Consider the following 26,801-nt stretch of genomic DNA (forward strand, 5'->3'; position numbering starts at 1 on the left):
ATGACGGGAGCCGCGTGCTGGAAGGACCGAGTGGGGCGCGCTGGGAGGACGGACATGGTGTGCCGGTGTGGCGGTATTGCGCGGGACTGGCAGACTGTGTGGGTAAACACCCATCCCAACCCACAGACTAGGGACCGACTACGACGATGGAACTGCTGTTTCCGCTGCTGCTGGTAGCCCTGCTCGTGCCGATGTTCCTCGGTGTCCGCCGTCAGAAGCGGGAGGCCCAGAAGGTCGCCGAGATGCAGGAAGGCATTAAGGTCGGCGACCGCGTCACCACCACGTCGGGTCTCTACGGCACCGTGGTCGACGTGGACGACACCACGATCGACCTGGAGATCGCCGAGGATGTCGTCACCACGTGGCTGCGTGCCGCTGTGCGCGATGTCCGTGCCGACGAGACCGAGACCACCTCGACCACCGAGTCGGCCGACGCCACGGAAGAGGCGGCCGACGCCACCGACGCGGCGGAGCCGTCTGCGGCCGAGGCCGAACCCGCCAAGCCCGCAGTGGACGAACCGGTCGAGAACACCAGCACCAAGCTCGGTAAGGACTGACCGCACGCGCCATCGCACCGCCGCCGGGATGCGCGGTGCGGTGGCGCTGGCGCGTGCCCGCACGTTCCACCTCGACACCGCCTAGGAGATAAGTACTGTGCCACCTTCCAAGGGAACGGGGCATCCGCTGCGGTTGCTCGGCGTCTACGCCGTGCTGTTGGCCGTGATCTACGCACTGGTGTTCTTCACCGGTGACAAGTCGCCGGAACCCAAGCTCGGCATCGATCTACAGGGCGGCACCCGGGTCACGCTCACCGCGCGGACGCCGGACGGCAGTAAGCCGAGCCAGGACAGCCTGAAGCAGGCCCAGCAGATCATCGAGTCCCGCGTCAACGGTCTCGGGGTGGCCGGTTCCGAGGTCGTCATCGACGGCGACAACCTGGTGATCACGGTGCCCGGCGAGGACGGCCAGCAGGCCACCGCGCTGGCCTCCACCGCCAAGCTCTACATCCGCCCCGTGCTGAATTCCAGCCAGGGCGGTGCGGGCGGCGCCGGTGGCCTCGGTGGTGCGGGCGGCATGGGCGGTGCGGGTGACCTCGGTGGTCTGGGCGGTGCGGGCGGCGCCGGTGGCTTGCCGCAGCTCCCGCCGGGCGCGGAGTCCGATACGGGCCTTCCCCCGGGTGTCGGTGCGCCGAGCGCGCCCGCCCCGAACGAGCAGCCCGCTCCCAACGAGCAGCCCGCCCCGAACGGGGGCGCGGCGCAGAACCGCGTGTTCCCGGCCCAGGCGCCCAGCGAGCCCGCGCCGTCGCCGGAGGCTCCGGCGCCGACTCCCGGTGCGCCGCAACCGGATCCGAACCTGACACCGCAGCAGCGCACCCAGCAGGAGATCGCCACCGCCAAGGCGCTGCGGCAGAGCACCGATCCCCAGATCCTGCAGCTGGCCATGCAGACCATGGACTGCAGCAAGCCCGATCCGCTGGCCGGTAACGACGACCCGAACCTGCCGCTGGTCACCTGCGGCAGCGACGGCGCGGTGTACCTGCTGGACAAGAGCCGCATCGACGGCCAGGACATCAAGGACGCCAGCGCCTCGTTCCAGCAGCAGCAGTCGCGCTGGGCGATCGACCTGACGTTCAAGACCAGCGAGCCGTGGGCCCAGCTGACCGGCGAGTACCTGCAGAAGCAGGTCGCGTTCACGCTGGACTCCAAGGTGATCAGCGCGCCCGTCGTGCAGCAGGGCCCGCAGCAGGGCGGCAGCACCCAGATCACGGGCCAGTTCACCTCGCAGTCGGCCAAGGAACTGGCCAACCAGCTGAAGTACGGCTCGCTGCCGCTGTCGTTCTCCACCTCGGAGGCGCAGACGGTGTCGGCCACGCTCGGCCTGTCCTCGCTGCGCGCGGGCCTGATCGCCGGTGCGATCGGCCTGGTCGCGGTACTGCTGTACTGCCTGGCCTACTACCGGATGCTGGGCTTCCTGGCCGGATTCTCGTTGATCGCGGCGGGTTTCGCGGTGTACGGCATCATCATCCTGCTGGGCAGGTGGATCAATTTCACGCTGGACCTGGCCGGTATCGCCGGTTTGATCATCGGTATCGGTATGACCGCCGACTCGTTCGTCGTGTTCTTCGAACGAATAAAGGACGAGATGCGCGAGGGCCGAAGTTTCCGCTCGGCCGTACCGCGTGGCTGGGCCCGCGCCCAGCGCACCAACCTGTCGGGTAAGACGGTGAGCCTCATCGCGTCCGCGGTGCTGTACATCCTGGCCGCCGGGCAGGTGAAGGGTTTCGCGTTCACGCTCGGCCTGACCACGGTGCTCGACGTGATCGTGCTGTACCTGGTCACCTCGCCGCTGATGATGATGGCCTCGCGCTCGCCGTTCTGGGCCAAGCCCTCGGTGAACGGACTCGGCGCGGTGCAGCAGCTCGCTCGTGAACGCAAGGCCGCCGCCGGCGTGCTGGTCGGAAAGGAATCGTGAGGATGAGCAATCACTCCGTCCTCGACCAGGGGACCGTCGACGAGCCGATCGACGCCGCGCCGCGGCACAGCTTCTTCGAGCGGCTCTACACCGGCACCGGTGGCTTCCAGATCGTCGGCAAGCGCCGGCTGTACTACGGGCTGAGCCTGGCGCTGCTGCTGATCGCGCTGGCCAGCATCGTGTTCCGCGGGTTCACCCTCGGTATCGACTTCGAGGGCGGCACCCGGATCCAGCTGCCCGCGACCGGGGACATGTCGGCCTCGCAGGTCGAGGACGTCTACAACCAGGCGCTCGGCCACGACCCGGTCACCGTGCAGAAGGTCGGCTCCGGCGGTTCGGCGTCGTTCGAGATCCGGTCCGACACCCTCGACGCCACGCAGCAGGACAAGGTGCAGGCGGCGCTGTTCGACACCTTCCACCCGAAGGATTCGGCAGGCGCCGTCAGCCGCAACGCGATCAGCATCGCGGAGATCAGCGAGACGTGGGGCGGGCAGATCACGCAGAAGGCGCTGATCGCCCTGGTGGTGTTCGTGGTGCTGACGATGATCTACATCGCCATCAGGTTCGAGCGAGACATGTCGATCGCGTCGATCGCTTCGCTGTTCTTCAACCTGATCGTGACCGCGGGCATCTATTCGATCGTCGGGTTCGAGGTGACCCCTGCGGCCGTGATCGGTCTGCTCACGGTGCTCGGTTACGTGCTGTACGACAACGTGGTGGTCTTCGACAAGGTCGAGGAGAACACCCGCGGTGTGCTGCACCTGACCCGGCGCACCTACGGCGAACAGGCCAACCTGGCGGCCAACCAGACCCTGATGCGCTCGATCAACACCACCATCATCGGCATCCTGCCGATCATCGGCATGCTGGTGGTCGCGGTGTGGCTGCTGGGTGTCGGCACGCTGAAGGACCTGGCGCTGGTGCAGCTGGTCGGCATGGTCGTCGGCGCGTACTCGTCGATCTTCTTCGCAGTGCCGCTGCTGGTGTCGATCAAGGAGCGGTTCGGGCCGTACGCGGCGCACACCAGGAAGGTGCTCGCCAAGCGGGCGAACGCGGGCAGCGCGCGGGTCGGCGACGCGGCCGCGGAGCGGGCCAGCGCGGCCAGCGGCATGCCGCGACCGCGCCAAACCGGTTCCGCCGCACCGAGACCCGGTGCCCGGCCGAGCGGGAAGCGGCACAAGAGAAGGCACTGAGCGTGCGGCCTCCCCGTCATCCCGGCGAACGCCGGGATCGAGTCGGAACCTCGGCCGCACACCGTCCGTCTCGGTTCCGCAGCAGTCAGCGTGCGTAGAAGCACAGGGTTCGGCGTGGCTCCCGGCCGACGGCCGCGGGAGCTACGGGCCCGGAGGAGGCAGAGTGCGTAATCACGAAGGATCCGCCGGGTCTTCCGAACCGGGGGCGTGGAGCGGGCGCCGGGTACGGCGAATCGTGCTGCGGGCGGTGGGGATAGCGACGGCCGGGGCGCTCGCCGGTGGCCTGCTGGCGGGCTGCGGCAGCAAGAATCAGCTGCCCTCGATCGGCTACGCGGTCGATGCCGCGCTCGCCAGCTACAACGGTGGCAGCAGCGCGGGCGCGAGCAGCGGTGCGGCGGGCGTGTTCTCGCGCGTGCTGACCGGATTCTTCTACACCGGTCCGGACGGGCAGCCGATCGCGGACACCGATTTCGGCACCGCCAAGGAGGTGCCCGGCGAGACCCAGACCATCCAGTACCGGCTCAACCCGGACGCGGTGTACTCCGACGGCGTCGCCACCTCGTGCGACGATCTGGTGCTGGAGTGGGCCGCGCGCAGCGGCCGGTTCACCAAACCCGGTCCGGGCGGCCAGATTCCGATGTTCGACGCGGGCTCCACCGCCGGGTACTCCGATATCGAACGGGTCGAATGCCAGCCCGGGTCGAAGGACGCGACCGTGGTGTTCCGGCCCAATCGCCACTTCCTGGCCTGGAAGACGCTGTTCAACGCCGGGGATCTGATGCCCGCGCACATCGCCGCCAAGGCGGCCGGGGTGCCGAATATCGTTGCGGCGGTACAGACGGGCGATCCGGTCAACCTGGATCGGCTGGCGCAGTTCTGGAATACCGGCTGGCAGTTGACGCCGGGCAAGCTGGACACCGACGTGCTGCCCTCCTCGGGGCCCTATCGCATCGAATCCTACAGCGACAGCGAAGGATTGGTGCTGGTCAAGAACGAGAAGTGGTGGGGCAACCAGGCCCGCACCCCGCGCATCGTGGTGTGGCCGAAGAACGCCGATCTGAAGGACAAGCTGAGCGACAAGGCTGTCGGTGTCGTCGATATCGGCTCCGGTGCGGTGACCGACCTGAACCTGGACGGCTTCTCGGTCGAACAGGTGCCCGGCCGGGGTGCCGAACAGCTGGTGCTGTCCACCGGGGGCATGTTCGGCTCCGCGGCCGCCCGCCGGGCGTTCGCGACCTGTGTGCCGCGTCAGGCGCTGTTCGACAGGTTCGGTCATCCCGGATTCGAGAACAAGTCGGGGCTGGGCTCGGGCCCGCTGAATTCCCGTACGGTGCAGGCCGATTCGCTCTACTACTCGGCGATCACGGGACCTGCCGACAAGTACCGCAACGGCGATCCCGCGGCGGCGCAGCAGGCGCTGGCCGCCGCCGGGGTGCCGAATCCGACGGTCCGCATCGGGTATCGCGGGCCCGACGACCGCCGCGCCCAGACCGTCGCGGCGATCGCCGACAGCTGCCGGGCGGCCGGTGTCACCGTCATCGACGCCGGCGCACCCGACTTCACCCCGGCCCAGCTCGGTGAGGGAAAGGTGGACGCGGTACTGGGCGGCACCGCGGGCGCACCCGGCCCGGCGGGGTCGCTGCCCGGGATCGAGGCCACGGCCGCCCTGCGCACCGGTGAGGGGTTGAATTTCGGGCATTTCGGTAATGGGCGTTACGATGCGATCACGGATCAGCTTGCGGCCGACGATAATTCGGCCACGGTGCTGAATCTCGACACCGAGGCGGAAAGCCTGCTGTGGAGTGAGATGCCGTCGATCCCGCTGTTCAACACGCCGCGCACCATCGCGTTCGGGGACGGCATGGAGAACGGGATCGTGAACCCCACCAAGGCCGGTGCGGGTTGGAACATGGACCGCTGGGTGTTGTCGCGTTGAGCGGGCGCGGGCTGAGCGAGGATAGTGGGTGCAGATGAGCAAGCACGGAATGGTGGAGACGGAAGAGACGGCGGGGGAGCGGCTCGCACGGGCGGCCGAGGCGGTGCAGCGGCTGACCCGTTGGCACGACGACTTTCCCACGCCGGGAGTGCGTTTCGCCGACCTGACGCCCGTCTTCGCCGACGCCGAGGGGTTCGAGGCAGTCATCGAATGCCTGGGCTCGTGTGCCACGGATGTCGATCTGGTGGCGGGTGTGGATGCGCGCGGATTCCTGCTCGGGGCGGGTGTGGCGGCCGTGCTGGGGACGGGTGTGGTGGCGGTGCGCAAGGCGGGCAAGCTGCCGCCGCCGGTGATCTCGCGCGAGTACACCCTCGAATACGGTTCGGCGGCGCTGGAGATCCCCGCCGACGGAGTCGATCTGGCGGGTCGCCGGGTGCTGCTGCTGGACGACGTGCTCGCCACGGGCGGGACGCTGGCCGCGGGCGCGGAACTGTTCGCCTCCGCGGGTGCGGAGGTGGTGGCGGCCGCCGTGGTGCTGGAGCTCGGCTTCCTCGGCGGGCGGGAGCGGCAGGGCGATTATCCGCTGACCTCGATCGTGCGGCTGTAGTCAGAAGCGCGCGATCAGCCTGGCGATTATGCCGGTGACAACCAGCCAGAACACCGCCGCCAGACCGTAGTTGATGATGACATCGAGATCGAAGTTGCCGGTGTTGAACAGGCCGGGGAAGAACAGCGCCAGCGGCTCCGCCAGCCCCTTGATGAAGCCGAAGAACTTGTTGGCCGGGTTGGCGTCGAACACCAGCAGCAGGATGTAGACGGCCTCGATGAGTGCGAAGACGCCGCCGACGGTACTGACGATCGCCGCCGCGGTCGCTCCGTTGCCGTGTGTGGTGCGATAAGTGCGGTATCTGTACATGTGTGGGGCGTGCCCGTTTCGACCCGCTCGAAACGGACAGCCCCCTTGTCAGGCCCCGCAGCGAACGGTTGCGTCGCATACCCGTGAGACGGGTCGAACGGCACGTTCGTTCGGGCGCACGGGTCCCTATCTGCCGGTGCCGATGGGCTGCCCGACCAGCGCCTGCAGCACGGTGGGCACAAGTTCGGCGAGGGCCTGACCCATCTGCGGCTCGGTCACCGTGCTCACCGGACTGCTGATCGAACAGCCCGGCTGTACCGGTTCGCCGTCGAGCCGGTCGCGCAGCCAGTGGAACGCACCGGGCATATGGCTGAAGACGCCGGAAATGTGTTCGGCCAGCAGTTCTCGCACGTAGGTGACGCTGGGCGCGCCCTCGGCGCAGTACTTGCCGACCAGCCGGTCCACCCCGGCGTTGGGCAGGATCTCGTCGTTCTGCGCGTGGTACATGTATACCGGCATCGACGGAGTGCGCTGTCCCAGTGAGTTTTCGGCGATGAACCTCTGCACGACGGGATGCTGCAGCGGGTCCCCGCCGGTGAACGAGCCGAGATAATTGTAGAACGGCACGATCGCCGAGCCCTGGGCGCGGCACAGCACCCGCTTGCTCGCCAGGAACAGCTGGCCGAGCGGGTCGACCTCGCGGGCGAGCAGGTCGCGAATCTCCGGGTACTCGTTGGCGATTCCGGCGAGCACCCCGCCGACCAGGCCGGTGTAGACGCCGTTGTTGTTGTGCCGCATCGCCGCCGGCCAATCGGCCGCCGCGATCCCGCCCGCCGCGGTTCCGACGATGTTCAGCTCGGGCGCGTAGTCCTGCGCGATCTCGGCGGCGAAGGAGGTGGGGACGGTGCCGCCCGAGTAGCCCCACATCGCCGTCGGGGTGCCGGGTCCGGAAACCTGTGCGGGAGCGAAGTTCTCGGTGGCGCGGATGCCGTCGAGGGCGGCCTGAGCGTTGATCCACTGGGTGCCGTACGCCGAATTCGGTCCCTGATAGTCGGGGATCGACACCGTCCAGCCCTGCCCGACACCGGCGGCGATCGGGATGAGAGTCTCGGCGGCCGTGACGTATTCGATCGGGATCGCACCGGACTGGATCGCATACGACGGCGCGCAGTACTGGGCGGCGCTGTCCTCGGCGATCTGATACGACAACAGCTTTCGCCCACCGGCGGGCGCCGGGGCGCGCGGCACCAGCACCGTCGTCACCGTCGCGATGGCCTGCCCGTGGCTGTCGGTGGTGCGGTACAGCAGCTGCCAGCCGTCGATATTCAGCTGGTCGAAACCGAGGAACGCCGGGGCGATTCGGCGTGCCCGCAGTATCTGGCCGGGCTCGGCGCCGGCGACCGTGCTCGCGGGCGGTCGGTAGAACTCGTCGAACTCCGGCGGCAGGGTGACCGCGGGCATCGGTTCGATCGCAGGCTGCTCGGGTGGCTGTGCGTCCACTGTTCCGGGCAGCGCAACCAGGCCCGCGACGGCGAGCATCGTCACCGCCCTCCGCACCCAACGAATGTCGATCATCGAACCCCATTTCCTCCGAGGCGAATTGCGGTGATTCACGGTCTCAGACAGCGGTGGCCGCGGTCACCGGTCATCGATCCAGGAAACGCCCGGCGGGTTTGTGCATCCGACGGGACCCGGCGGCCGCGAGCGCCGGGTGCGGGTTGTCGAACTGCCCATTGCGGTCGCCGGTTGGGTTGTGTGAACAATGCGGCATGACGTCCGTTCCGGTATCGACTCCGGCAGCCTTCCCGTTCGTCGCGCATCTGCGCGAACGAATGCCGGAGATCGCCGCGGGCATCGTCGCGGAGGTGCTGACGACGGTGCCCGACTACCAGGAGTTTCCGCCCGGGCTCATCGAGGCCCAGATGACCGCCGCCGCGGAGGCCAACCTGCGGCTGTTCCTGCGGTCGCTGGAGCGCGGCGGCGAACTGGGCGGTGACGAACTCGACGAGCTGATCGAGGTCGCGGTTCGCCGTGCGCGAGAAGGCGTTCCGCTGGATACGGTGCTGTCGGTGTATCACCGGGGCGCGATCTCGGCTTGGCGCGCCGTGGCAGCGCTGTCGCGGACTCCGCACGAACGCGAGCAGTTGCTGGCCACGGTGCCGCACCTGCTGGCCTATCTCGGGGCGGTGACGCCCGGGGTGGCCGCGTCGTACCTGCGCGAGCGCCAGGATCTGCACTGGGAGCAGCGTGAGGCGAAACGTGCTGTGGCGCAGGCACTCCTGCAGGGCAAGCAGGCCGAGTTGCTGGCCGCGCGGTTCGGCATTCCCCTGGACGGCGGCTTTCACGTCCTCGTCTTCCGGTTGACCGCGCCCGCCTCTGCTCGCCCCTCGCTGCGCGCGGTGCACGCGGAGATCGATACGCTGTCGCCGAAGGCGCTGACCATGCTGGAGCGGACCGGCGGCTGCGTGCTGGTGCCGTCGGGTGCCGCGACGACGCCGTCGCGACTGGACGCGATCGTCGCGCGGATCGCGACGGCCGCGGATGTCCGCACGGTGGCGGGCGCGGCACTGGCGGATGCCGCGCACGAGGTCGCCGCGAAGGCGGAGGAGGCGGGTGAGATCGCGGCGCTGGCGGCGGGCCTCGGGCGTCCCACCGGCGTGTACCGGATGGCCGATCTCGCGCTGCAGTACCAGCTGGCGCGGCCGGGCCCGGCCCGTAGCTGGCTGCTCGGCCTGTTGCATCCCCTGGCCGAGCATCGTCATCTGCTGGAGGCGTTGCGCGCCTTCATCTCTCACGACTACCACCGGCTCGAGGCGGCGGCCGCGCTGGTGGTGCACCGCAACACCCTCAACTACCGGCTGGCCCGGATCGCCGAACTGACCGGATACGACCCGGGCCGTCCGGAACACGCGCAGCTGTTCGCCGCCGCGCTCATCGCCTCCGACCTCGAAGGAGCAGGTCGGCCGGAGGCAACCGGCTGACCGCGTGGACGGCGCGACTCGGTCCCGGCGCCTGCCGGAAAGGGCGGGGAGGGCGTTTGCCGGGAGGATGGGCGAGTCGCTGCATTCGCAGGCCCGCATACCAAATAGAGAGCACTGCTCTTGACATTCGGGTTTATGGCGGTGCATGCGAGGTGGCCGACGCCGACACGGTGCCGGTGCTGCGGCTGTACCTGCGGAAGTGGGGCTGGGAGGTCGGCCGGTTCTTCGAGGGCGTCACCAAGGACGCCTCGGACGAGGAGCTGGCGGCCATCGCACCGGGTTTCCCGGTCTTCCGGATCGGCTGAGCCGCAAGGGTTTCCGGCGTGCGCGTGCCCGGTGTGAGCTGGATCCCGGAAATATCCCTTGCGCGCCCGTCGTTGTCTCGGCTAACTTGTAGACGTCTTGTTTCCGACGATCGGAGTTGTGCATTGCACTGCTGAGGTAGCCCCGGACGGCCCGCATTCGCGCGCCGTATCTCACGCCACCTCGCAGGAGTATGCACATGTCATCTACTGTTTCTATCTCCGATCTCAGTTTCGTCTGGCCCGACGGCACCCCCGTCTTCGACGGTCTCGACGCCGTGCTCGGACCCGGGCATATCGGCCTCGTCGGTGCCAACGGCGCCGGAAAATCCACGCTGCTGCGGCTGATCGCCGGTGAACTGCACCCCGGGCGCGGATCGATCACCGCGCCCGGCCGCCTCGGATACCTGCGTCAGGACCTGGGCCTGGCGCCGGGGCAGCGCGTGGACGCCGTGCTCGGGATCGATGATGTGCGAAAGGCATTGCACCGCATCGAATCCGGCGACGGCGAGGAGCGGGACTTCGAGATCGTCGGCACCCGTTGGGATGTCGAGGAACACGCCGTGGCCCTGCTGGGCAGGCTCGGCCTGCACTACCTGGCCGACGATGTGGCACAGCTGGATCGGCGCCTCGACACCCTGTCCGGCGGCGAGACCGTGCTGCTGGGCCTGGTGGCCGAACTGCTGCGCGAGCCCGACGTGCTGGTGCTCGACGAACCCACCAACAACCTGGATTCGGTTGCCCGCCAACGGCTCTACGATGTCGTCGGCCAGTTCCCCGGCACCGTGCTGACCGTCAGTCACGACCGGGAGCTGCTCGACCGGGTCTCCGCGGTGGCCGAGCTGCGACAGGGCGAAATCCGGTTGTTCGGAGGTAGTTTCGGCGCCTACGAGGCGATCGTCGAGGCCGAGCAGCAGGCCGCTCGCGCCGCGGTCCGCGACGCCCGCAGCGATGTGCGCAAGCAGTCGCGGGAACTCGTGGAGACCCGCATCAAACTGGATCGCCGCAAGCGGTACGGGCAGAAGATGTGGGACAGCAAGCGCGAGCCGAAAATCATCATGGCCGAACGCAAACGGCAGGCCCAGGTGTCGGCGGGCAAGCTGCGCAACAACCACATCGCGAAGGTGGAGGAGGCGAAAGATCAACTGACACAGGCTCAGGAGCTGCTGCGCGACGACCGGGAGATCCGTGTCGATCTGCCCGGCACCCGGCTGTACCCCGGCCAGGACGTGCTCGATCTGGAGGAGGTGACGCTGGCCAACGGGCCGGTCGTCTCGCTACAGGTGTCGGGACCGGAACGGATCGCGCTCACCGGGCGCAACGGGGCGGGCAAGACCACCCTGCTGCGCCGCATCGCGGCCGAACGGCCGCGGGTGCCGTGGCGCACGCTGCCGCAGCGCCTGGACATCTTCGACGACGAGCGCTCGGTGTTCGAGAACGTCTCGGCGGCAACGCCACACGCCACGGCCGAGCAGGTCCGCGCCCACCTGGCGCGCTTCCTGTTCCGGGGCGCCGATGCCGACGTGGCGGCGGGCGCCCTGTCCGGCGGCGAGCGACTGCGCGCGGCCCTGGCCATGCTCCTGCTGTCGGACCCCGCGCCGAAGCTCCTGTTGCTCGACGAGCCCACCAATAATCTCGACCTCCCCAGCCTGCGCCACCTCACGGAGGCGCTGGCCGGGTTCGAGGGCGCGCTGATCGTGGTCAGCCACGACCCGCACTTCCTCGACGACATCGGAGTCACGCGGCGGGTGGAACTCACGAGCGATGGGTTGGTGGAGGATGTGCCGACCTAGCGACCGGTCATTCCGGCACGCGCCGCCGTGCCGGAATGACGGACAACGCAATTCAGGCGCGCACGTAGAAGATTCCCCACGCCAGGTTTCCGGCGTGGCCGCCGTCGACCCAGTGCTGCAGGCCCACCTTCATCCGGGAAAGGTATGCGGCGCTGACGGTTTCGGAGATCTCCGCCTCGCGCCGCTCGGTCTCCTGGAGGACGCGGGCGTAGTGGGTGGTCAGTTGGGGCGTGTGGTCCTCGAATTCGGTCGCGTCGACGCCGAGGCGGTGCAGTTCGCGCCGATAGAACTCGGGGGATCCCATGGACTCCAGGTGCAGGCGGTCGAGGATCGGGCGCAGCGCCGACCGGTCGCAGGAGTCCGACGCCATCGGGTCGGTGAACACGATCTCGCCGCGCGGCTTCAGCACCCGCATGATCTCCTGCAGCACCCGCACCCGGTCACCGCTGTGCAGCATGGCGTCCTGCGACCACACCACGGTGAACTGGTTGTCCTCGAACGGGAGATCCTCGAACGAGCCGTCCACGACGTCGATCAGCTCGCTGAGGCCCTGCTGCGCGTTGAGTTCCCGGTTCCGGTCGTTCTCGACCTCGCTCAGGTTGAGGCAGCACACGTGACACCCGTAGGTGGCGGCGAGATACCGGGCCGCACCGCCGTAACCGGCGCCGATATCGAGGACGCGGCTGTCGGCGGTGAGGTTCGGCTTGCTCGCCATCCGGCGCACGGTGCGGCGGCTGGCCGGGGCGATCTCCTCCTCCGGGGTGTCGTACAGGCCGATGTGGATGTCCTCGCCACCCCAGATGGTGAAGTAGAAGTTGTCCGCGTCCTGCGAGTTGTAGTAGTCGCGCGCCACGTTGACGGCCGTGGAGTAGTTCCGGCGGTAGTCGGTGGTCTGCAGGTAGTTCTTCTCCGCCACGTGGACGAGGAAGTCGGGCTCCTCGGCGGCGAAGGTGTCCTGGAAGTCGCCGTAGGTCTCCACCTGCTGGAAACCCACCTCGCGCAACAGCCTTCGGGTGTAGTCCTTGCGCAGCGGATACATGTTCAGGTGGTACTGCGACTCGTCCGGGAAGCTGTACCGGAACCGCGCGAGTCCCTCGTCCACGTACTCCGGCTCGGCGGTCACCGAATCGCCGCAGTAGTAGTAGGTGTGCTTGCTGGTGAAGCCGTTGTCCAGGATCGTGTCGTAATTGCGCTGGTCCAGGATCAGGATGCCGTCGTGCTTGAGCACCGCGTAGAACTCGGCCAGCGCCTTGCGCCGGTCCCGCTCGGAGAACAAGTGGGTGAAGGAGTTGCCGAGACAGATCACGGCGTCGAACTCCCCGTGCACGTCGCGGTTGAGCCAGCGCCAGTCGGCGTGCACGACCCGCAGCACGTGGCCGCCGTAGGTGCGGCCGTTCTCGAACGCCTTGACCAGCATCTCCGGGCTGCCGTCGACACTGACCGTGTCGAAGCCCTCCTCGATCAGGCGGACGGAATGGAAACCCGTGCCGGTGGCGACGTCCAGCACGGACCGCACTCCCCGCGACTTGAGCAGGTCGATGAAGAAGCGGCCCTCGCTCGCATAACGCTTCTTCCAGTCGATCAATTCGTCCCACTTCTCGACGAATCCCTTGACGTATTCGTCGGTGTAGTGGTCGGTGTCTCGAACGAGCAGGGGGTCTTCGCCGAATGCCTGCTCGGGATGTGCCCGGACGTCTCCCTCGGCGCCGTAGCCGTCGGTACTGGGTTGCTGAGTCATGCCCATATCCGTTCCGCCGGGCGTCGTTTGGTTCGTTGCCTTCCCGCAGCACAGTCGCGCCCGGCGCGCGCTCGTCGTCGGTTGGAAACCCGACCTCTGCACTCCGACCGGAGTAGCCCTCGCGCCCGATCCGCACTGACCGGTCGCACTACCGCCCACATTCAAGCTATGGAGGGAATGCGAACCCGGCAACTCGAGGAGGAGTAATGGCTGGTGCACGGGTGATGACGGAAGTGTGACGGCGGGCGCCGGACGGGATTTTCGCGGCACCGCCGTCCGTTGTACCGGGAGCCGACATGAGGAGGTCGTATGGCACAGGAGTATCACCGGAACCCGGCGGCGGTGGACGCGCTGACACCCGAGCAGTACCACGTGACCCAGGAGAACGGCACCGAGCGGCCGTTCACGGGCGAGTACTGGGACAACCACGAACCGGGTATCTATGTGGACGTGGTGTCCGGTGAACCGCTGTTCGCCTCGGTCGACAAGTTCGACAGCGGATCGGGCTGGCCGAGTTTCACCAAGCCGATCGAGTCCGCGAGCGTGGCCGAGAAGCGGGACCTTTCCCATCTGATGGTGCGCACCGAGGTGCGGTCGGCGTTCGGCGACAGCCATCTCGGGCACGTGTTCCCCGACGGGCCGCGCGACGCGGGCGGGCTGCGATACTGCATCAACTCGGCGGCGTTGCGGTTCATCCACCTCGACGACCTCGAGGCGGAAGGCTACGGGCAGTACAAGACTCTCTTCGCGAAGGAGGAGGCGTGACCGACACGCGGAAGGCTATTCTCGCCGGCGGATGCTTCTGGGGGATGGAGGAATTGGTCCGTAAGCAGCCCGGGGTGCTGTCGACGCGGGTCGGCTACACCGGCGGCCGCAACGACCACCCCACCTACCGCAATCACCCGGGGCACGCCGAGGCCCTGGAGATCGTGTACGACCCGGCGCAGACCGACTACCGGGCGCTGCTGGAGTTCTTCTTCCAGATCCACGATCCGACGACGAAGGACCGTCAGGGCAACGACATCGGCACCAGCTACCGCTCGGCGATCTTCTACCTCGACGACGAGCAGAAGCGCGTCGCCCTGGGCACCATCGCGGACGTCGAGGACTCGGGCCTGTGGCCGGGCAAGGTCGTCACCGAGGTGACGTCGGCGAGCGAGTTCTGGGAGGCCGAACCCGAGCACCAGGACTACCTGCAGCGCTACCCGAGCGGCTACACCTGCCACTTCCCCCGCCCGGGCTGGAAGCTGCCGAAGCGGGAGATCGCCGGCCAGTAGCGTTCGGACGCGGTGGGCATGACCGATTCAGCACGGATGCCCACCGCGACCGCGAGCCAGGAGGGTAGCCTCGATTCGTCCGCCGAACTCGGGCGCCGCGGTCGGCGTCGCTCACGTCAGCCGGGAGGTACTTTGCGCACCATGGCTCGCACGCTGCTGATCGTGCTGGCATTGGTGTGCGGGGTAGCGGTGGCGGTGCCCCCGGCGAGTGCGGCGAACATCGATGACTACACCGCGGCGAAGATCGATGAGCTGCTGGCCGCCAAGGCCGCGGCGGGCCCGCGGAGCAAGGGCGAGCTGATCGAACTGCTGTCGCGGCGGTTCCTCGGCACGCCCTACGGCGCCGACATGCTCGTGGGTTCGGCCACCGAGCCCGAGCAACTGGTCGTCGATTTCCGGCGGGTCGACTGCTTCACCTATCTCGACTACGTCGAAGCGCTGAGCCGCTCGGCCGACCGGGCGCAGTTCACGGCGAATCTGGTCGACACCCGATACGCCGCTGGCACAGTCGATTTCGCCCACCGCAAGCATTTCTTCAGCGATTGGGCGCACACGCCGCGCGTCGCGGCCGCCGATATCACGGCGACGCTGAGCCCGGCGGCGGTGACCACCGCCGAGCGCCTCAATGCGAAAGGCGATGGCGGAACCTACCTTCCGGGCATACCGGTGGTCGACCGCGACATCACCTACATCCCCAGCGCCGCCGTCGACGACGGCGTCGTCGCCCAACTCCGCACCGGCGACTACATCGGCGCCTACGCCGATCAGCCCGGCCTGGACGTCACCCACGTCGGCATCTTCGTCTCCACCCCGGACGGCCCCGTCTTCCGCAACGCCTCGTCCCTGGACGCGAACAACAAGGTGGTGGACAGCCCGTTCGCCGACTACGTCCGGTCGACCCCGGGCATCATCGTCCTGCGCGCGCAGTAGCGCGTTGCCTCATTCGCGGCGGAGGCCCGCGATGAGGAGGCCGACCATGCGGCGGGCGTCGTAGTCCGTAGTGCTCTCGGCGCCGACGCACAGGTTGCCGACGGCGCGCAGTAGTTCGTAGGCGGCTATGTCCGAGCGGATCTCGCCCGCGGTGGCGGCGGCGTCCAGCAACTGCGCGCAGGCGGGGACGAGGCGGTCGAGGAAGTAGGTGTGCAGGGTCTCGAAAGCCGCGTTGTCGGACTGCAGTGCCCCGGCGAGGCCGTGCTTGGTGATCAGGAAGTCGACGAAGAGGTCGATCCAGCGGGCCAGGGCGGCGTGCGGGGTTGCGCTGTCCGCCAGCAACTTCGGTCCGGCCTCGGCGCATGCCTCGACCTGGTGCCGATAGACGGCGACGATGAGATCCGCGCGCGTGGGGAAGTGGCGGTAGATCGTGCCGACGCCGACGCCCGCCGCGGCGGCGATATCGCGCACGGGCACATCGACGCCCGATTCGACGAAGGCCCTGGCGGCCGCGTCCAGCAGCGCCGCCTCGTTGCGTCGCGCGTCGGCCCGCTTCTTCGGGGCCCGCGATCCTGATCCGCCGCCGTTGTCCGTCACTGCGCCACTACCTCTTCCGCTCCGGTTGGCAAACGGAACAATGCTCCGTATATTTGTTAACGGAACAACGTTCCGCTTGTTCAGGATGCCAGAACCGGCAGGCCGAGGCCAGCCGTGCTCACCCCTTGCGAAGGAACCGTCATGCAATACCGCACCTTGGGCCGCACCGGAGTGCAGGTCAGCACCCTCGCGCTCGGCGCGATGAACTTCGGCGCGATCGGGCGTACCAGCCAGGACGAAGCCACCGCCCTCGTCGATGCCGCCCTCGCGGCCGGGATCAATGTCATCGACACCGCCGACATGTACAGCCGCGGCGAGTCGGAGGAGATGGTCGGCCGGGCCATCGCCGGGCGCCGCGACGACATCGTGCTGGCCACCAAGGCGAATATGCCGATGGGCGACGACCGCAACCACCAGGGCAGCTCGCGCCGCTGGCTGGTCACCGCGCTGGACGACAGCCTGCGGCGGCTCGGCGTCGACCATGTCGACCTGTACCAGATCCACCGATGGGACCCGGTCACCAGCGACGAGGAGACGCTGTCCGCGCTGACCGACCTGCAGCGCGCGGGGAAGATCCGCTACTTCGGATCCTCGACCTTCCCCGCCTATCGAATTGCGCAGGCCCAGTGGGCCGCCCGCGAGCATCGCCTGAGCCGATACGTCACCGAACAGCCCGGCTACTCGATCCTGCAGCGCGGCATCGAATCTCACGTCCTTCCCGTGACCGAGGAGTACGGGCTCGGTGTGCTGGTGTGGAGCCCGCTGGCCTCGGGCTGGCTGTCGGGCGCGATTCGCGCTGACCGGGAAATCGCCACCAGCCGTTCGGGATTCATGCCGGAAAGGTTCGACACCGACGTACCCGTGAATCGGGCCAAGCTCGATGCCGTCGAGCAGTTGGCGAAGGTCGCCGAGCAGGCGGGCCTGACCCTGATCCAGCTCGCGCTCGGATTCGTCACCGCGCACCCCGCCGTGACCAGCGCGATCATCGGGCCCCGCACCATGGACCACCTGCACTCCCAGCTCGCCGCCGCGGACACCGTGCTCACCGCCGACGTGCTGGACGCCATCGACGCGATCGTCGCCCCCGGTCTCGACCTGGCCCCGGCCGAGAAGCACGACACCCCGCCCGCCCTCCTCGATCCGTCGCTGCGCCGCCGCTGAGCGTTCGCCCCGAGGGACGGACCGCGGGATGGCATCGGACTCGGTTCCGCGATCCGTCAGGAGATATCGATATCGGCGAAGATCGCGGCGTGGTCGGAGGCGGCGTGCACCTTGCTGGTCATGGTGTCGAAATGGGGGAACAGGGTGCCGTTGACGCCGCCCCAGACGCCCTTGCGGAAGATGCCCGCGCGGGTGGTCCGCGCGAACAGGCTGGGGGAGAGCAGCAGGTAGTCGATCTTGTTGTTCTTGGTGCCGTTGCCGAAGGTGCCGGGGCGGTCCTCGTCGGGGTCGCCGTCGTCGAAATCGGCCACGGCGGCGATATCGGTGAGGTCGGTTCCGGCGAGCAGCGGCGCCAGGGGATCGCTGGCCGGGGTGTCGTTGAAGTCGCCCAGGACGATCACGTGCTCGGTGCCGTCGTCGCGCAGGCGCTGATAGATCGCGGCGACCCGCTCGGCCTGGCCGCGCCGGCGCTTGTCGCTGCCGGATTGGTTGCCGCCGAACTTGCTCTTGAGGTGGTTGACCAGTACCACCAATGATTGCCCCGCCAATCCGCTGCCGGCGGGGAAGCGGAATCGGTATTCGGGGCAGTCGCGGCTGAAGATGCGATTGCCGAACGGCCCGTCGTCGACGTGAGAGCGAATATCCTCGAGCGGGTACTCGCCCGTGGCCAGGATGCCGACGTCGATACCGCGGGTGTCGTTGCCGTCGATGAGCATCACGTGCGGGTACCGCGGCTTGTCGTCGGCGAGGCGGATCAGGCTTTCGCTGAAGCGCTGCAGGGTGATCCGGTCCTCGGCCTCGACGACGCCGACGATATCGGCGCCGACCTCGGAGACGACGCGGGCGGTATGCGTGACCGCCAACGCGAGGATGGGATCCTTGATCAGGTCGACGAAGCCGACGAAGTCGTCGCGACCGTCGGCCACCACGATGATGTCGTCCTCGGTGCCGCCCTGGGGCCGTTCGAGCAGCCGGCCGCGGATCTTCCGCATGACGGCGAAGGTGTCCCGGCGGGCGGGGTCGCCGTCGTCGCGGAGCAGGCGCAGCTTCTTCAGCAGTCGCAGGATCTCGGTTTTGTCTGCGGCACTGTAGGTTTCGCTCTCGATCAGCTCGTTGACCCGGGCGTGTGCCTGGAGAATTCCCTCGGCGACATCTTCCGGCGCGTTCATCGCGCGGGGGCGGGAGAAGAGGTTTTCGACGTTGTAGGCGGCGATCCGCAAGCGGTCGGTCGGCATGGCTGTACTCCGTGTGAGAGGGCGCGCATCGACGCGAACTGCCCCGAGACCGATGTCGGTGCGCTATGACCGGTTATCGCCGTTCGAGGGCCGGTGGTTACCGGTTTCGAGCCGGGCGGCGAGTTTCTTCGGAGCGACCAGACGGAAGGCATCGCGCACTATGCCGTCGACCTCGGTCCAGTCCAGGTCCACGTCCAGGCGCACCCCGACCCAGCCGCGATGGCCGACATACGGCGGCACGAAGAAGCGGTGCGGTTCGGCATCGACGAGTTCGTCCTGCGCTCCGAGCGCGGCCGGGCACCAGATCGCCGGGCCGGGCTCGTCGTAGGCGGCGACGGTGTACATGGTGAACACCTTCTTGTCGCGCACGAAGAAGGCGGGGCACCCGTGGCTGAGCCGCTCACTGCTCTCCGGCAGCGCCAGGCAGATCTTCCGCAGCCGCGGCAACGGGTCCATGGCCGCAGTCTAGGTGTCACTGCCTGGGTGCGTACACGATCACCGCGGGGATTGCGCCGAGGCCGAGGACTCGGTTAACGTGAAAGAGTTCTTTCGAAAGAGTTCTTTCAGATAGGAGCCGGATGGAATCCCCGAAGCCGAGGCGGGTCAGCGACGCCGACGCGTTGAAGGCGCTGGCCCACCCTCTGCGGGTGGCGCTGCTGCACTACCTCACGGGTGTCGGCCCGCGTACCGCGAGCGAATGTGCGGAAGCGGTGGGTTCCAATGCGTCCAACTGCAGCTGGCATCTGCGCCAGCTGGCGAAATTCGGATTCGTGGAGCCGGTCGAGGGCGGCAGTGGCCGCGAACGACCATGGCGCGCAACCGAAGTCGGCTTCGATCTCGACGATTTCGCCGACGATCCGGCCACCCGCACGCAGCGCGACGCGCTGGTCCGGATGCAGCTCAACGAGGACAACCGGCTCACCGCGCGGTTTCTCGACCGGCAGGAGGAGCTGCCGAAGGAGTGGGTGCGGGCCGCCGCGCTGCACGGCTACACCGTCAACGTCACCCCGGCCGAGCTGGGCGAACTGCTCGGCGCGGTGGACGAACTCCTGCGGCCCTATCTCGTCCCGGTGCGCAAAGGCGCGCCCGAGGGCGCCGAGCCCGCGCACATCGGTATCCGCGCTTTCCCGCGCTGAACCGTCGCGCGCGACCCTGTCGCCGATCCTGTTCGGGATCGGCTCGAAAGTTAGGAATCCCCAACACATGTCGAAACGATCGGTAATCCCTGCCGCCTTGGCCGCCGGGCTGTTCCTTGCCGGATGCTCGGCGTCGGCGATCGGTGACACCGGCTCGGCGGGGCACGGCACCGGCCTGCGGACCGTCGTCGCCGATGCGCGAGTCGACGGCTCGGTGACCGTAGTCCGAATCACCGGCAATGCCAGCGGTTTCATCAAGGCCGCGCCCGGCGACGGCACCGGCGTCGGGATTCACCGCACCGTGCACTACCGCGACGCCGCCGAACCGAACCCCACCCAGCAGCTCTCCGGTGGCGTGCTCACCTTCGAAAAGGGTTGTGCGGACTGCTATATCGACTACGAGCTGACGGTTCCGGCGACGGCTCGGGTCGAATTCGGCACCGCCAGTGGCGATATCGAGGTCCGCGGGGTGTCGGCGGCGCGGCTGGAGTCCGCGTCGGGCGCCGTCACCGGTACCGGGCTCGGCGGGGCGGCCGAGACCACCGTGGAATCGAAATCCGGCAGTGTCGCGCTGGCCTACACCGGCTCGCCCGGCTCCGTATCGGTGAAGACCCTGTCCGGCGGCGTGCGACTCGGGGTGCCCGGCGGGCCGTACCGAGTGGAGGCCGACACCACCTCCGGACGCCGGAGCGTCACCGTGCCTACCGGCGATGCGGGTCCGCTGCTCGCCGCGCACAGCCTGTCCGGCGACGTGGAGATTTCCGGGACGTAGCCACTGCGCCGTGACCTGGCGCATAAGCCGAAAGGAGGACCGGTGAACCAGGGGTCTCCTGGAGGCGCGGGTGGTTGCCGGTCGGATACCGTCCGCTCACGCAGTATCGGTGGTAGGAGTGAGGTGCAGGTGTGAACGTGGTCGATGTGGCGGAGCAGGACCCGGCGGGCGATTCCCGGGCCGTCGGCGGCGACGGGCGGCAACCGTGGAATCCACTGGCCCGGATCGCTTTTCGATTCTGCTTCGCCTATTTCCTGCTCTTCTGCCTGACCGCCGCGCAGCTGGTCTACGCGTTCGTCGGCGTCGTACGGCAGTCGCTGCCGTTCGATGCGGTGCTGTTCCAGGTCCGTGCGCTCGCCCCGATCACCGAGTGGGTCGGCAGGCACGTCTTCGGTGTCGACGCCTCGTTCTCGAAGAACGGCAGCGGTGATCAACCCGCGATCTGGGTGACGATCTTCATGCTGGTGGTCGTCGCGGCCGCGATCACCCTCGTCTGGACGGTTCTCGACCGGCGGCGCACCGAGTACGTGGCGCTCGGCGGATGGTTCGTCCTCGTCGTGCGGATGTTCCTCGGCGGGCAGATGCTCTGGTACGGCTTCGCCAAGGCGATCCCCACCCAGATGCCGGAACCCTCGCTGACCACGCTGCTGACACCCGTCGGCGACCTGAATCTGCTCGGGCTGCTGTGGAATCAGGTCGGCGCATCGCCGGTCTACGAGGTGCTGTTGGGGCTGGCCGAGGTGCTCGGCGGGGTGCTGCTGTTCCTGCCGCGCACCGCCACCGCGGGAGCCCTGCTGAGCGTGGTCAGCCTGGCGCAGGTGTTCGTGCTGAACATGACCTTCAACGTGCCGGTGAAGATCCTGTCGTTCCATCTGATGCTGCTGTCGATGGTGGTCTTGGCTCCGCAGGCCCGAAGACTGGCCGATTTCCTTGTGCTGGAACGTGTCTCGGAGCCCGCCAGGCAACCGCGACTGTTCCGCTCGGCCCGGGGCAACCGGCTCGCCGCGGCGGCGCAGGTCGTGCTCGGCATCTGGGTGCTGGCGGGTTGTGTGGGGGAGGCGCGGGCGGCCTGGTACGAGATCGGGCCCGGCGTCGAGAAGCCCGCGCTGTACGGGATCTGGAACGTCACCGAGTTCGACCTCGACGGACAGCCGGTACCGGCGCTGGCGACCGACGAAACCCGCTGGAAGCGACTGGTGTTCGACGCGCTGGAGACGACCTACCAGCGCATGGACGACACCCTCGTGCCCATCCGGGCCGAGACCGACGCCGCGGCACACCGGATCGTGCTGACCGAGGCGCCGCAGGCCTCGGACGCGGCGCCCACCGAGCTCGCGACCTTGACCTACGACCGGCCCCGGCCCGATCGGCTGATCCTGACCGGTGCGCTCGGCGGGCGGCCGGTGACCGTCGCCCTGCAGCAGCAGGACCTGGACCGGATGCCGCTGCGCACCGACCGGTTCCACTGGGTGCAGCGGGCGCCGAGCGACCACTGATCGAGGTCGCTACCGCACGAGTCCCAGGCAGAGCTTGAAACTCGGTGTGCCGCCGGTCAAATGGGCGCCCGCGGACTGCAGGATGCGGTCCTGGGCCACGATGTGCTGGCACATGGTCGTGGTGTCGCGCAGCCAGCGGTCCAGGGGCGAGGGCCGGTAGATGGCGGCCGTCTGGCGGAGGTCGTAGAGGCGGGTGACGATCGATCGGGCGGTGCGGAAGGCGTGCAGGCGGGAAAGCGGTAGTGCCGCACGCTGTTCCGGCGTCAAGTCGGCCATGGTGCCAACGGTCGCCAGTACCTCCCATTCCTGGCGCAGCGCCGCGTAGACGCCGGAGCGGGTGGCGTGATAGTCGGCCTCGCAGTCGGCGAGGGTGACCTGCAGCCGGTAATCGTCCGCGCGGGAGGCGGATTCGGCGCGAACGTGGTCGAGGGCCGCGCGCGCGACGCCGAGCGGCACCCCCGGCATATTGCGCATGTGCACCTCCGGCTGGGCCAGCGGCCCGGCCGGTCCGTGCACGTCCGCGAACACCAGCGTGTGCTCCGCCGGGACGAACACGTCGGTGATCGTGTAATCGCAACTGCCGCTGCCGGACAGCCCGGTGGTGTGCCAGGTGTCGATCACCCGGACCCGCTCGCGCGGCACCATCATCAGTCGCGAATCGTGCGGGGCGCCGTCGGGGCCGGGTTCGGGCGCTCCGTCGCGGAACAGGAAGGCGCCCGACACCACCCAGTCGGCGTGGGTGATGCCGCTGCCGAACTGCCAGCGTCCGGTGAGCCGATAGCCGCCCGGCACGATCTCGGCGTGCCCGACCGGGAACAGCAACCCGGCGGTGGCCATGTCGAGGCTCGGGAACATCTGCCGCGCCACCGGTTCGGCGAGGAACGAGGCGTAGAGCCCGGTGTCGGATCCGATCATGGCGCACCAACCGGCCGAGGCGTCGCCGTAGGCCAGCGCCTCGATCACCTCGGTCTGTTCGACCGAGGTCAATTCCGGTCCGCCCCAGTGCTTTCCGAATCCCATCCGGAAAACGCCCGTATCGCGCAGCAGTTCGACGATATCGGCGGGCAGGCGGCGCAGCCGCTCGATCTCCTCGGCGCGGTCGCGCAGCAGCGGCGCCACGGACTGGGCGCGCGCCAGGATCTCGGCGGCCTCCGGGCTGCGGCCGGTCGCGAGGCCGGGTTCTTCGACGATGGTCATGGGGTGCCTCCTGAGCGATGGTCGGGGGAGTGGGGAAGCGAGTGGAATGCGCCGTGCAGGAACACCAGCCCGGTGTCCGGATCGCGGGCGCCCGCCGCCACGACCTCGCCGATGAACAGGACGTGATCACCGACGTCGTAGGTCCGGTCGAGCACACATTCGAGCCAGGCGGGGGAGTCGAACAGCAGCGCTCCGGTGCGGCCGCCGGGCCGGGTGCGCTGCGCGGTCAGCGCCCCGTCGCGAACGGTCCGGTCTCGAGCGAAAAGGCTTGCCAGCGACTGTGATCCACCGTCGAGTATGGACAGCGACCAGACGCGCGATGCGCGGATCGCCCTGCCGAAGCCGGAGCCCGTCCGCAGGGCGATGGACACCAGCGGCGGCTCCAGCGACAGCGACGACACGGAGTTGACGGTGACCGCATCGTGCCGCCGGCCGCCGGGCCTGTCGACGTATGTGCCGGCGATCGCGACGCCGGTCGCGAAGCTCCGCATGACGGCGCGCAGATCGACGTCGGCGGAAGCCGAGGTGGGCGCTGCCCGTGGCGACAGCAGTCGGCCGCGCCGCGTTGATGCCGGACTGTGGCCCCGGCCGGCGGGTTCCGTCCAACCCCACACGGATCCCGGTACGGTCACGTCCTCGATCGCAGGTCGCGGTTCGGTCCAGTCGACGGCCGGTTCGGCAATCTGTCCGCCGGACACGTCCGGGCCGGGGTCGGACGCTGGTGCGGCGCCGCGTGTTTCGACGGGAGTTCGCATACTCACACCGCCTGGCAGAAGTCGAAGACCCGGTGCGGGTCGTAGCGGCGCTTGATCCGGGACAGCCGGGCATGGTTCGCGCCGTAATAGGCCGTGCGCCACTCGGTCAGCGCCGGATCGGTGAAATTGACGTAGGCGGAATCGGTGGCGTGCACGCCCATCTCCTCGTGCACGCCGTCGAGCCATTCCAGGTTGCACCACACCGTGCGCGCGGAATCCGAAGGGCTCCAGGAGGTGTCCATGGAGATCAGGAACAGCGTGTCCCGGTGCGGGAAAGCCGTGGCGGACACCGGGATCCGGTTGATCGCACCGCCCCAGGTGAACAGGGCGACGCCGCCACCATCGGGATTGCCGCTGCCGGGAAGGCGTTCGACCGCGGCGACGATCGTCTCGATGCCGTCGTCGGGCAGCGGTTTCGGGGTGGTGCGGGTACGCACGGCGAACGGGAGGCCCGAGGTCTCGTGGTGCAGGAAGTCCTTCGCCTCCCAATACGTGCGGTCGTCGATATCGCAGCGATACGGCGCGGCGGCGGCGACGGCGGGCGCGAGCAGCTCACGCAATTCCGCTGCCGGGCCCAGGTATTGGCCGATGACCGAGACGGTGCCCGGGCGGTCGCCCGCGCGAGCGGCGCCGATGCGGGCGGCGAATTCGTCGGGCGCGTCCGCCATGATCTCCTGCATGACCGACAGCACCTCGCGGGCGTGCGACCACTCCCACAGCAGCAGGCAGGTCGAACCGGGGCGCGCCGGACGGGCCTGGAAGGTGAACGAGGTGTTGACGCCGAAGTTTCCGCCGCCCCCGCCGCGGCACGCCCAGAACAGATCGGCGTTCTCGGTCGCGCTGCAGCGGCGAACCGTGCCGTCGGCGAGCACGATGTCGGTCTCGACCAGCGCGTCGCAGGTGAGGCCGAAGGCCCGCGAGACCGCCGCCACGCCGCCGCCGAGCGTCAGCCCGCCGATGCCGACCTCGTCCGAATTCCCCAGGGGGAGAGCGAGATCGTGCCGCTGCAGCGCGGCGGAGAGGGCGCCGCTGCGGGTTCCGCCGCCGACGGTGACCAGGCCGGTGCCGGTATCGATACGAATCTCGTCGAGCGCCCGCAGATCCAGCACCAGCCCGGTACCGGTGGAGAATCCCGCGTAGCTGTGGCCCCCGCCGCGGGGAGCGACCGTCACGCCGCGGTCGCGGGCCCAGCCGACCGCGTTCGCCACGTCCGCGGCGTCTCGCACCGACAGCGCGCCCAGCGGCCGGATATCGGCGTAGCGAGTGTTGAACGGCCTCGTGGCCGCGGCGAAACCCGGATCGCCGGGCAGATGCAGCCGTCCGCCGACGAGCCCCTGCAGCTCGTTCACCGCAACTCCTCCAGATAGGAGATGCCGGTGGAACCGTTGGGCCCGTGGCGTTCCCACTCCTCACGCAGCCGGAGCACGCCGTCGTCGGTGTGCTCGGGCGTGGAGCGGGCGACGCCGGTGACGAGCTCGCCGCCGGCGAGCACCATGGTGTACGCCAGCTCGAGTACCCCGGCCTCGTCCACGACGCCGTTGACGCTGCCGCGCCGCACCGGGCCCCCGGCGAAGTGCGCCCAGACCAGATCGCCCTGCTGGTGGTAGCGCGCGATCACGCCGTCGTCGGCGGCCGGGTTGTGGAATCGGCGGCCCTCGTAATTGATCATTTGTCGGCATCCAGGAGTCCGGCCGGGAGCGTGAATGTCGCACCGGGAGCGGGCGGGTCGAGCGGATGGGCCTCGAGCACGACGAGATCCGCTGCGGCATCCAGTAATTCGTTGCAGCGGCGGGCGTTCGACGCCTCGCACACCACGAAGGAATGCCGCGCGATGTAGCCGCCGGGCGGCAGCCGCAGTTCCGCGCCCGGATCGACCATCGCCGCGGCGGTCACCAGGCCGACGGCGCGGTCGGGGACGCGCACGGCACGCACCACGCAGTCGCGCCCCGGGTAGCCGAACCGGATGCCCGCCACCGCGTTCCGCGTGGGATTGAGCGTGGGGCGGCGGCCCGAGGCGATATCCACCAGCACCTCACCCGGATCGATCCCCGTGGCGATCTTGCCGAGGTAGGGAATCAGATCGCCGCCCAGCCGGCCGTTGATCTCGATGATCAGGGGGCCGCGGCTGGTCAGCCGCACCTCGCTGTGCGTGATCCCGTTCTCGATACCGAGCTCGCGGTGGGCGCGCGCGAGCGTGCCCATGAGGGTGTCGTCGCGCAGCAGCGGGTCGTCGGCATCGACGATGTGGCCGAGTTCCTCGAAATAGGGTTCGAGCCCGGTCCGCTTGCGCGCCAGGAACATCGGCAGGTACTCGCCCTTGTAGACGGCGGCGTCGATGCTGATCTCCGGGCCGACCGCGTACTCCTCGACCAGCGCGGTCCCGCGGTACGGCTCGTCGCCGATGGTGCTGGCCCCGGCCGCGACGCCGAAGCCGGAATCCAGCTCGGCGCGATCGGCCGCGAGCACCACGCCCATGCTGGCGCCCAGCGCCTGCGGCTTCACCACCACCGGGTAGCCGATGCGGGCGGCCGCGGTGCGCGCCTGCTCTAGGGTGTGGGTGAGCTCGAACCGCGGCTGCAGCAGCCCGGCCGCGGTCAGCACGGAGCGGGTGCGGTGCTTGTTGCGGCAGCCGCGGACCCCGGCCTCGGTGAGACCCGGCACGCCGAATTCGTCGGCCAGGTCGGCGGCGGGCTGCACCAGCGGTTCGTCCCAGCACAGCACCCCGGCGATGCTGCGGCGCCGGGCGATCCGGCGCGCCTGATCGGCGAGGATCTCGTGGTCGAACAGGTTGGCGACGGTGATGTCGTCGAAATAGCCGCGCTGCCAGGTGGGTTCGATGTTGTTGAGCAACACCAGATCCAGGCCGAGGGCGCGGGCGCGCGCATGCGCCGAGCGCACCAGATACTCCCGGTACAGTTGCAGCCCGCTGCCGATGGCCAGCAGCGCATCGTTGGTGGTGTTCATGGGTTTCCCT

General features: G+C 68.8%; 26 protein-coding genes. 15 read left to right on the forward strand and 11 right to left on the reverse strand.

Annotation, left to right across the window (positions count from 1 at the left end; all coding sequences use genetic code 11):
* The first annotated feature begins 146 nt into the window (after window positions 1–146).
* The 5 genes from yajC to NM1_RS27350 all read left to right on the forward strand — a co-directional run bounded on the left by yajC (window position 147) and on the right by NM1_RS27350 (window position 6,208).
* Entirely contained in the window at window positions 147–557 is a 411-nt protein-coding gene (yajC, locus tag NM1_RS27330) for a preprotein translocase subunit YajC (protein ID WP_068025853.1), read from the forward strand.
* A gap of 97 nt (window positions 558–654) precedes the next feature.
* Window positions 655–2,472: a protein translocase subunit SecD gene (secD, locus tag NM1_RS27335; RefSeq protein WP_084520104.1), complete on the forward strand. Its 1,818-nt coding sequence runs from the start codon at window positions 655–657 to the stop codon at window positions 2,470–2,472.
* Between the two features lie 2 nt (window positions 2,473–2,474).
* Window positions 2,475–3,665 (forward strand): protein translocase subunit SecF, encoded by a 1,191-nt coding sequence (secF, locus tag NM1_RS27340; RefSeq protein WP_068025856.1) that lies wholly within the window; start codon window positions 2,475–2,477, stop codon window positions 3,663–3,665.
* Between the two features lie 235 nt (window positions 3,666–3,900).
* Window positions 3,901–5,601: an ABC transporter substrate-binding protein gene (locus tag NM1_RS27345; protein ID WP_246011336.1), complete on the forward strand. Its 1,701-nt coding sequence runs from the start codon at window positions 3,901–3,903 to the stop codon at window positions 5,599–5,601.
* A 34-nt stretch (window positions 5,602–5,635) separates the two neighbouring features.
* Window positions 5,636–6,208, forward strand: a complete 573-nt coding sequence (locus NM1_RS27350; RefSeq protein WP_084520105.1) for an adenine phosphoribosyltransferase — start codon at window positions 5,636–5,638, stop codon at window positions 6,206–6,208.
* Here NM1_RS27350 and NM1_RS27355 read toward each other — a convergent pair whose 3' ends face one another.
* Window positions 6,209–6,517 carry a hypothetical protein gene (locus NM1_RS27355; protein ID WP_068025874.1) on the reverse strand — a complete coding sequence of 103 codons (309 nt, stop codon included), beginning with the start codon at window positions 6,515–6,517 and terminating at the stop codon, window positions 6,209–6,211.
* Window positions 6,518–6,643: 126 nt separating this feature from the next.
* Window positions 6,644–8,032, reverse strand: coding sequence for a lipase family protein (locus tag NM1_RS27360; RefSeq protein ID WP_068025877.1), 1,389 nt, complete (start codon window positions 8,030–8,032; stop codon window positions 6,644–6,646).
* A gap of 194 nt (window positions 8,033–8,226) precedes the next feature.
* Here NM1_RS27360 and NM1_RS27365 point away from each other — a divergent pair, with 194 nt between their 5' ends.
* The 3 genes from NM1_RS27365 (at window position 8,227) to NM1_RS27375 (ending at window position 11,533) form a co-directional block, all read left to right on the forward strand.
* Window positions 8,227–9,438 (forward strand): PucR family transcriptional regulator, encoded by a 1,212-nt coding sequence (locus NM1_RS27365; protein ID WP_068025879.1) that lies wholly within the window; start codon window positions 8,227–8,229, stop codon window positions 9,436–9,438.
* A gap of 152 nt (window positions 9,439–9,590) precedes the next feature.
* Complete coding sequence (locus NM1_RS42550; protein ID WP_373864070.1) at window positions 9,591–9,743, forward strand: hypothetical protein; 153 nt, start codon at window positions 9,591–9,593, stop codon at window positions 9,741–9,743.
* A gap of 197 nt (window positions 9,744–9,940) precedes the next feature.
* Window positions 9,941–11,533, forward strand: coding sequence for an ABC-F family ATP-binding cassette domain-containing protein (locus NM1_RS27375; RefSeq protein ID WP_174556924.1), 1,593 nt, complete (start codon window positions 9,941–9,943; stop codon window positions 11,531–11,533).
* A gap of 52 nt (window positions 11,534–11,585) precedes the next feature.
* Here NM1_RS27375 and NM1_RS27380 read toward each other — a convergent pair whose 3' ends face one another.
* Window positions 11,586–13,271, reverse strand: coding sequence for a glycine/sarcosine N-methyltransferase (locus tag NM1_RS27380; RefSeq protein WP_068026022.1), 1,686 nt, complete (start codon window positions 13,269–13,271; stop codon window positions 11,586–11,588).
* A gap of 309 nt (window positions 13,272–13,580) precedes the next feature.
* On the opposite strand from NM1_RS27380, the gene msrB reads away from it, so the two are divergent.
* From msrB to NM1_RS27395, 3 genes are all read left to right on the forward strand, one after another.
* The gene (gene msrB, locus NM1_RS27385; protein WP_068025884.1) at window positions 13,581–14,036 is read left to right on the forward strand and encodes a peptide-methionine (R)-S-oxide reductase MsrB; all 456 of its coding nucleotides are present in this window, start codon (window positions 13,581–13,583) and stop codon (window positions 14,034–14,036) included.
* 44 nt (window positions 14,037–14,080) lie between these two features.
* Window positions 14,081–14,548, forward strand: coding sequence for a peptide-methionine (S)-S-oxide reductase MsrA (gene msrA / locus NM1_RS27390; RefSeq protein WP_373864072.1), 468 nt, complete (start codon window positions 14,081–14,083; stop codon window positions 14,546–14,548).
* A gap of 141 nt (window positions 14,549–14,689) precedes the next feature.
* Window positions 14,690–15,478, forward strand: coding sequence for a DUF1460 domain-containing protein (locus NM1_RS27395; protein ID WP_068025890.1), 789 nt, complete (start codon window positions 14,690–14,692; stop codon window positions 15,476–15,478).
* A 9-nt stretch (window positions 15,479–15,487) separates the two neighbouring features.
* Here the strand turns inward: NM1_RS27395 and NM1_RS27400 are convergent, their stop codons facing one another.
* Window positions 15,488–16,075 (reverse strand): TetR/AcrR family transcriptional regulator, encoded by a 588-nt coding sequence (locus NM1_RS27400; RefSeq protein ID WP_068025892.1) that lies wholly within the window; start codon window positions 16,073–16,075, stop codon window positions 15,488–15,490.
* Between the two features lie 141 nt (window positions 16,076–16,216).
* Between NM1_RS27400 and NM1_RS27405 the strand changes: the two genes are divergently transcribed.
* Window positions 16,217–17,236 carry an aldo/keto reductase gene (locus NM1_RS27405; RefSeq protein WP_068025894.1) on the forward strand — a complete coding sequence of 340 codons (1,020 nt, stop codon included), beginning with the start codon at window positions 16,217–16,219 and terminating at the stop codon, window positions 17,234–17,236.
* 56 nt (window positions 17,237–17,292) lie between these two features.
* Here the strand turns inward: NM1_RS27405 and NM1_RS27410 are convergent, their stop codons facing one another.
* Together NM1_RS27410 and NM1_RS27415 are read right to left on the reverse strand one after the other, a co-directional pair.
* Window positions 17,293–18,471, reverse strand: a complete 1,179-nt coding sequence (locus NM1_RS27410; protein ID WP_211339386.1) for an endonuclease/exonuclease/phosphatase family protein — start codon at window positions 18,469–18,471, stop codon at window positions 17,293–17,295.
* Between the two features lie 63 nt (window positions 18,472–18,534).
* The gene (locus NM1_RS27415) at window positions 18,535–18,927 is read right to left on the reverse strand and encodes an MmcQ/YjbR family DNA-binding protein (protein ID WP_068025897.1); all 393 of its coding nucleotides are present in this window, start codon (window positions 18,925–18,927) and stop codon (window positions 18,535–18,537) included.
* Window positions 18,928–19,049: 122 nt separating this feature from the next.
* Here NM1_RS27415 and NM1_RS27420 point away from each other — a divergent pair, with 122 nt between their 5' ends.
* The 3 genes from NM1_RS27420 to NM1_RS27430 all read left to right on the forward strand — a co-directional run bounded on the left by NM1_RS27420 (window position 19,050) and on the right by NM1_RS27430 (window position 21,875).
* On the forward strand, window positions 19,050–19,607 hold the full coding sequence (locus tag NM1_RS27420) for a winged helix-turn-helix domain-containing protein (RefSeq protein WP_068025903.1): 558 nt from the start codon (window positions 19,050–19,052) through the stop codon (window positions 19,605–19,607).
* A 67-nt stretch (window positions 19,608–19,674) separates the two neighbouring features.
* A complete protein-coding gene (locus NM1_RS27425) occupies window positions 19,675–20,379 on the forward strand; it encodes a DUF4097 family beta strand repeat-containing protein (protein ID WP_147288967.1) in 705 nt (234 codons plus the stop codon).
* A 131-nt stretch (window positions 20,380–20,510) separates the two neighbouring features.
* Complete coding sequence (locus NM1_RS27430; protein WP_246011255.1) at window positions 20,511–21,875, forward strand: DoxX family protein; 1,365 nt, start codon at window positions 20,511–20,513, stop codon at window positions 21,873–21,875.
* 9 nt (window positions 21,876–21,884) lie between these two features.
* Here the strand turns inward: NM1_RS27430 and NM1_RS27435 are convergent, their stop codons facing one another.
* The 5 genes from NM1_RS27435 to NM1_RS27455 are packed head-to-tail and all read right to left on the reverse strand — an operon-like array spanning window position 21,885 to window position 26,791.
* Window positions 21,885–23,072, reverse strand: coding sequence for an acyl-CoA dehydrogenase family protein (locus tag NM1_RS27435; protein ID WP_068025908.1), 1,188 nt, complete (start codon window positions 23,070–23,072; stop codon window positions 21,885–21,887).
* Entirely contained in the window at window positions 23,069–23,827 is a 759-nt protein-coding gene (locus NM1_RS27440; RefSeq protein ID WP_211339387.1) for a flavin reductase family protein, read from the reverse strand. The genes NM1_RS27435 and NM1_RS27440 overlap by 4 nt, the downstream gene beginning before the upstream one ends.
* Before the next feature lie 2 nt (window positions 23,828–23,829).
* A complete protein-coding gene (locus tag NM1_RS27445) occupies window positions 23,830–25,176 on the reverse strand; it encodes an FAD-binding oxidoreductase (protein ID WP_068025912.1) in 1,347 nt (448 codons plus the stop codon).
* Window positions 25,173–25,496, reverse strand: a complete 324-nt coding sequence (locus tag NM1_RS27450) for an avidin-fold protein (protein WP_068025914.1) — start codon at window positions 25,494–25,496, stop codon at window positions 25,173–25,175. Before NM1_RS27450 ends, NM1_RS27445 begins: the two co-directional genes overlap by 4 nt.
* Window positions 25,493–26,791, reverse strand: a complete 1,299-nt coding sequence (locus NM1_RS27455) for an ATP-grasp domain-containing protein (RefSeq protein ID WP_068025916.1) — start codon at window positions 26,789–26,791, stop codon at window positions 25,493–25,495. The genes NM1_RS27450 and NM1_RS27455 overlap by 4 nt, the downstream gene beginning before the upstream one ends.
* Window positions 26,792–26,801 lie beyond the last annotated feature (10 nt).

This window comes from Nocardia mexicana NBRC 108244, from assembly GCF_001613165.1.
Lineage (GTDB): Bacteria > Actinomycetota > Actinomycetes > Mycobacteriales > Mycobacteriaceae > Nocardia > Nocardia mexicana.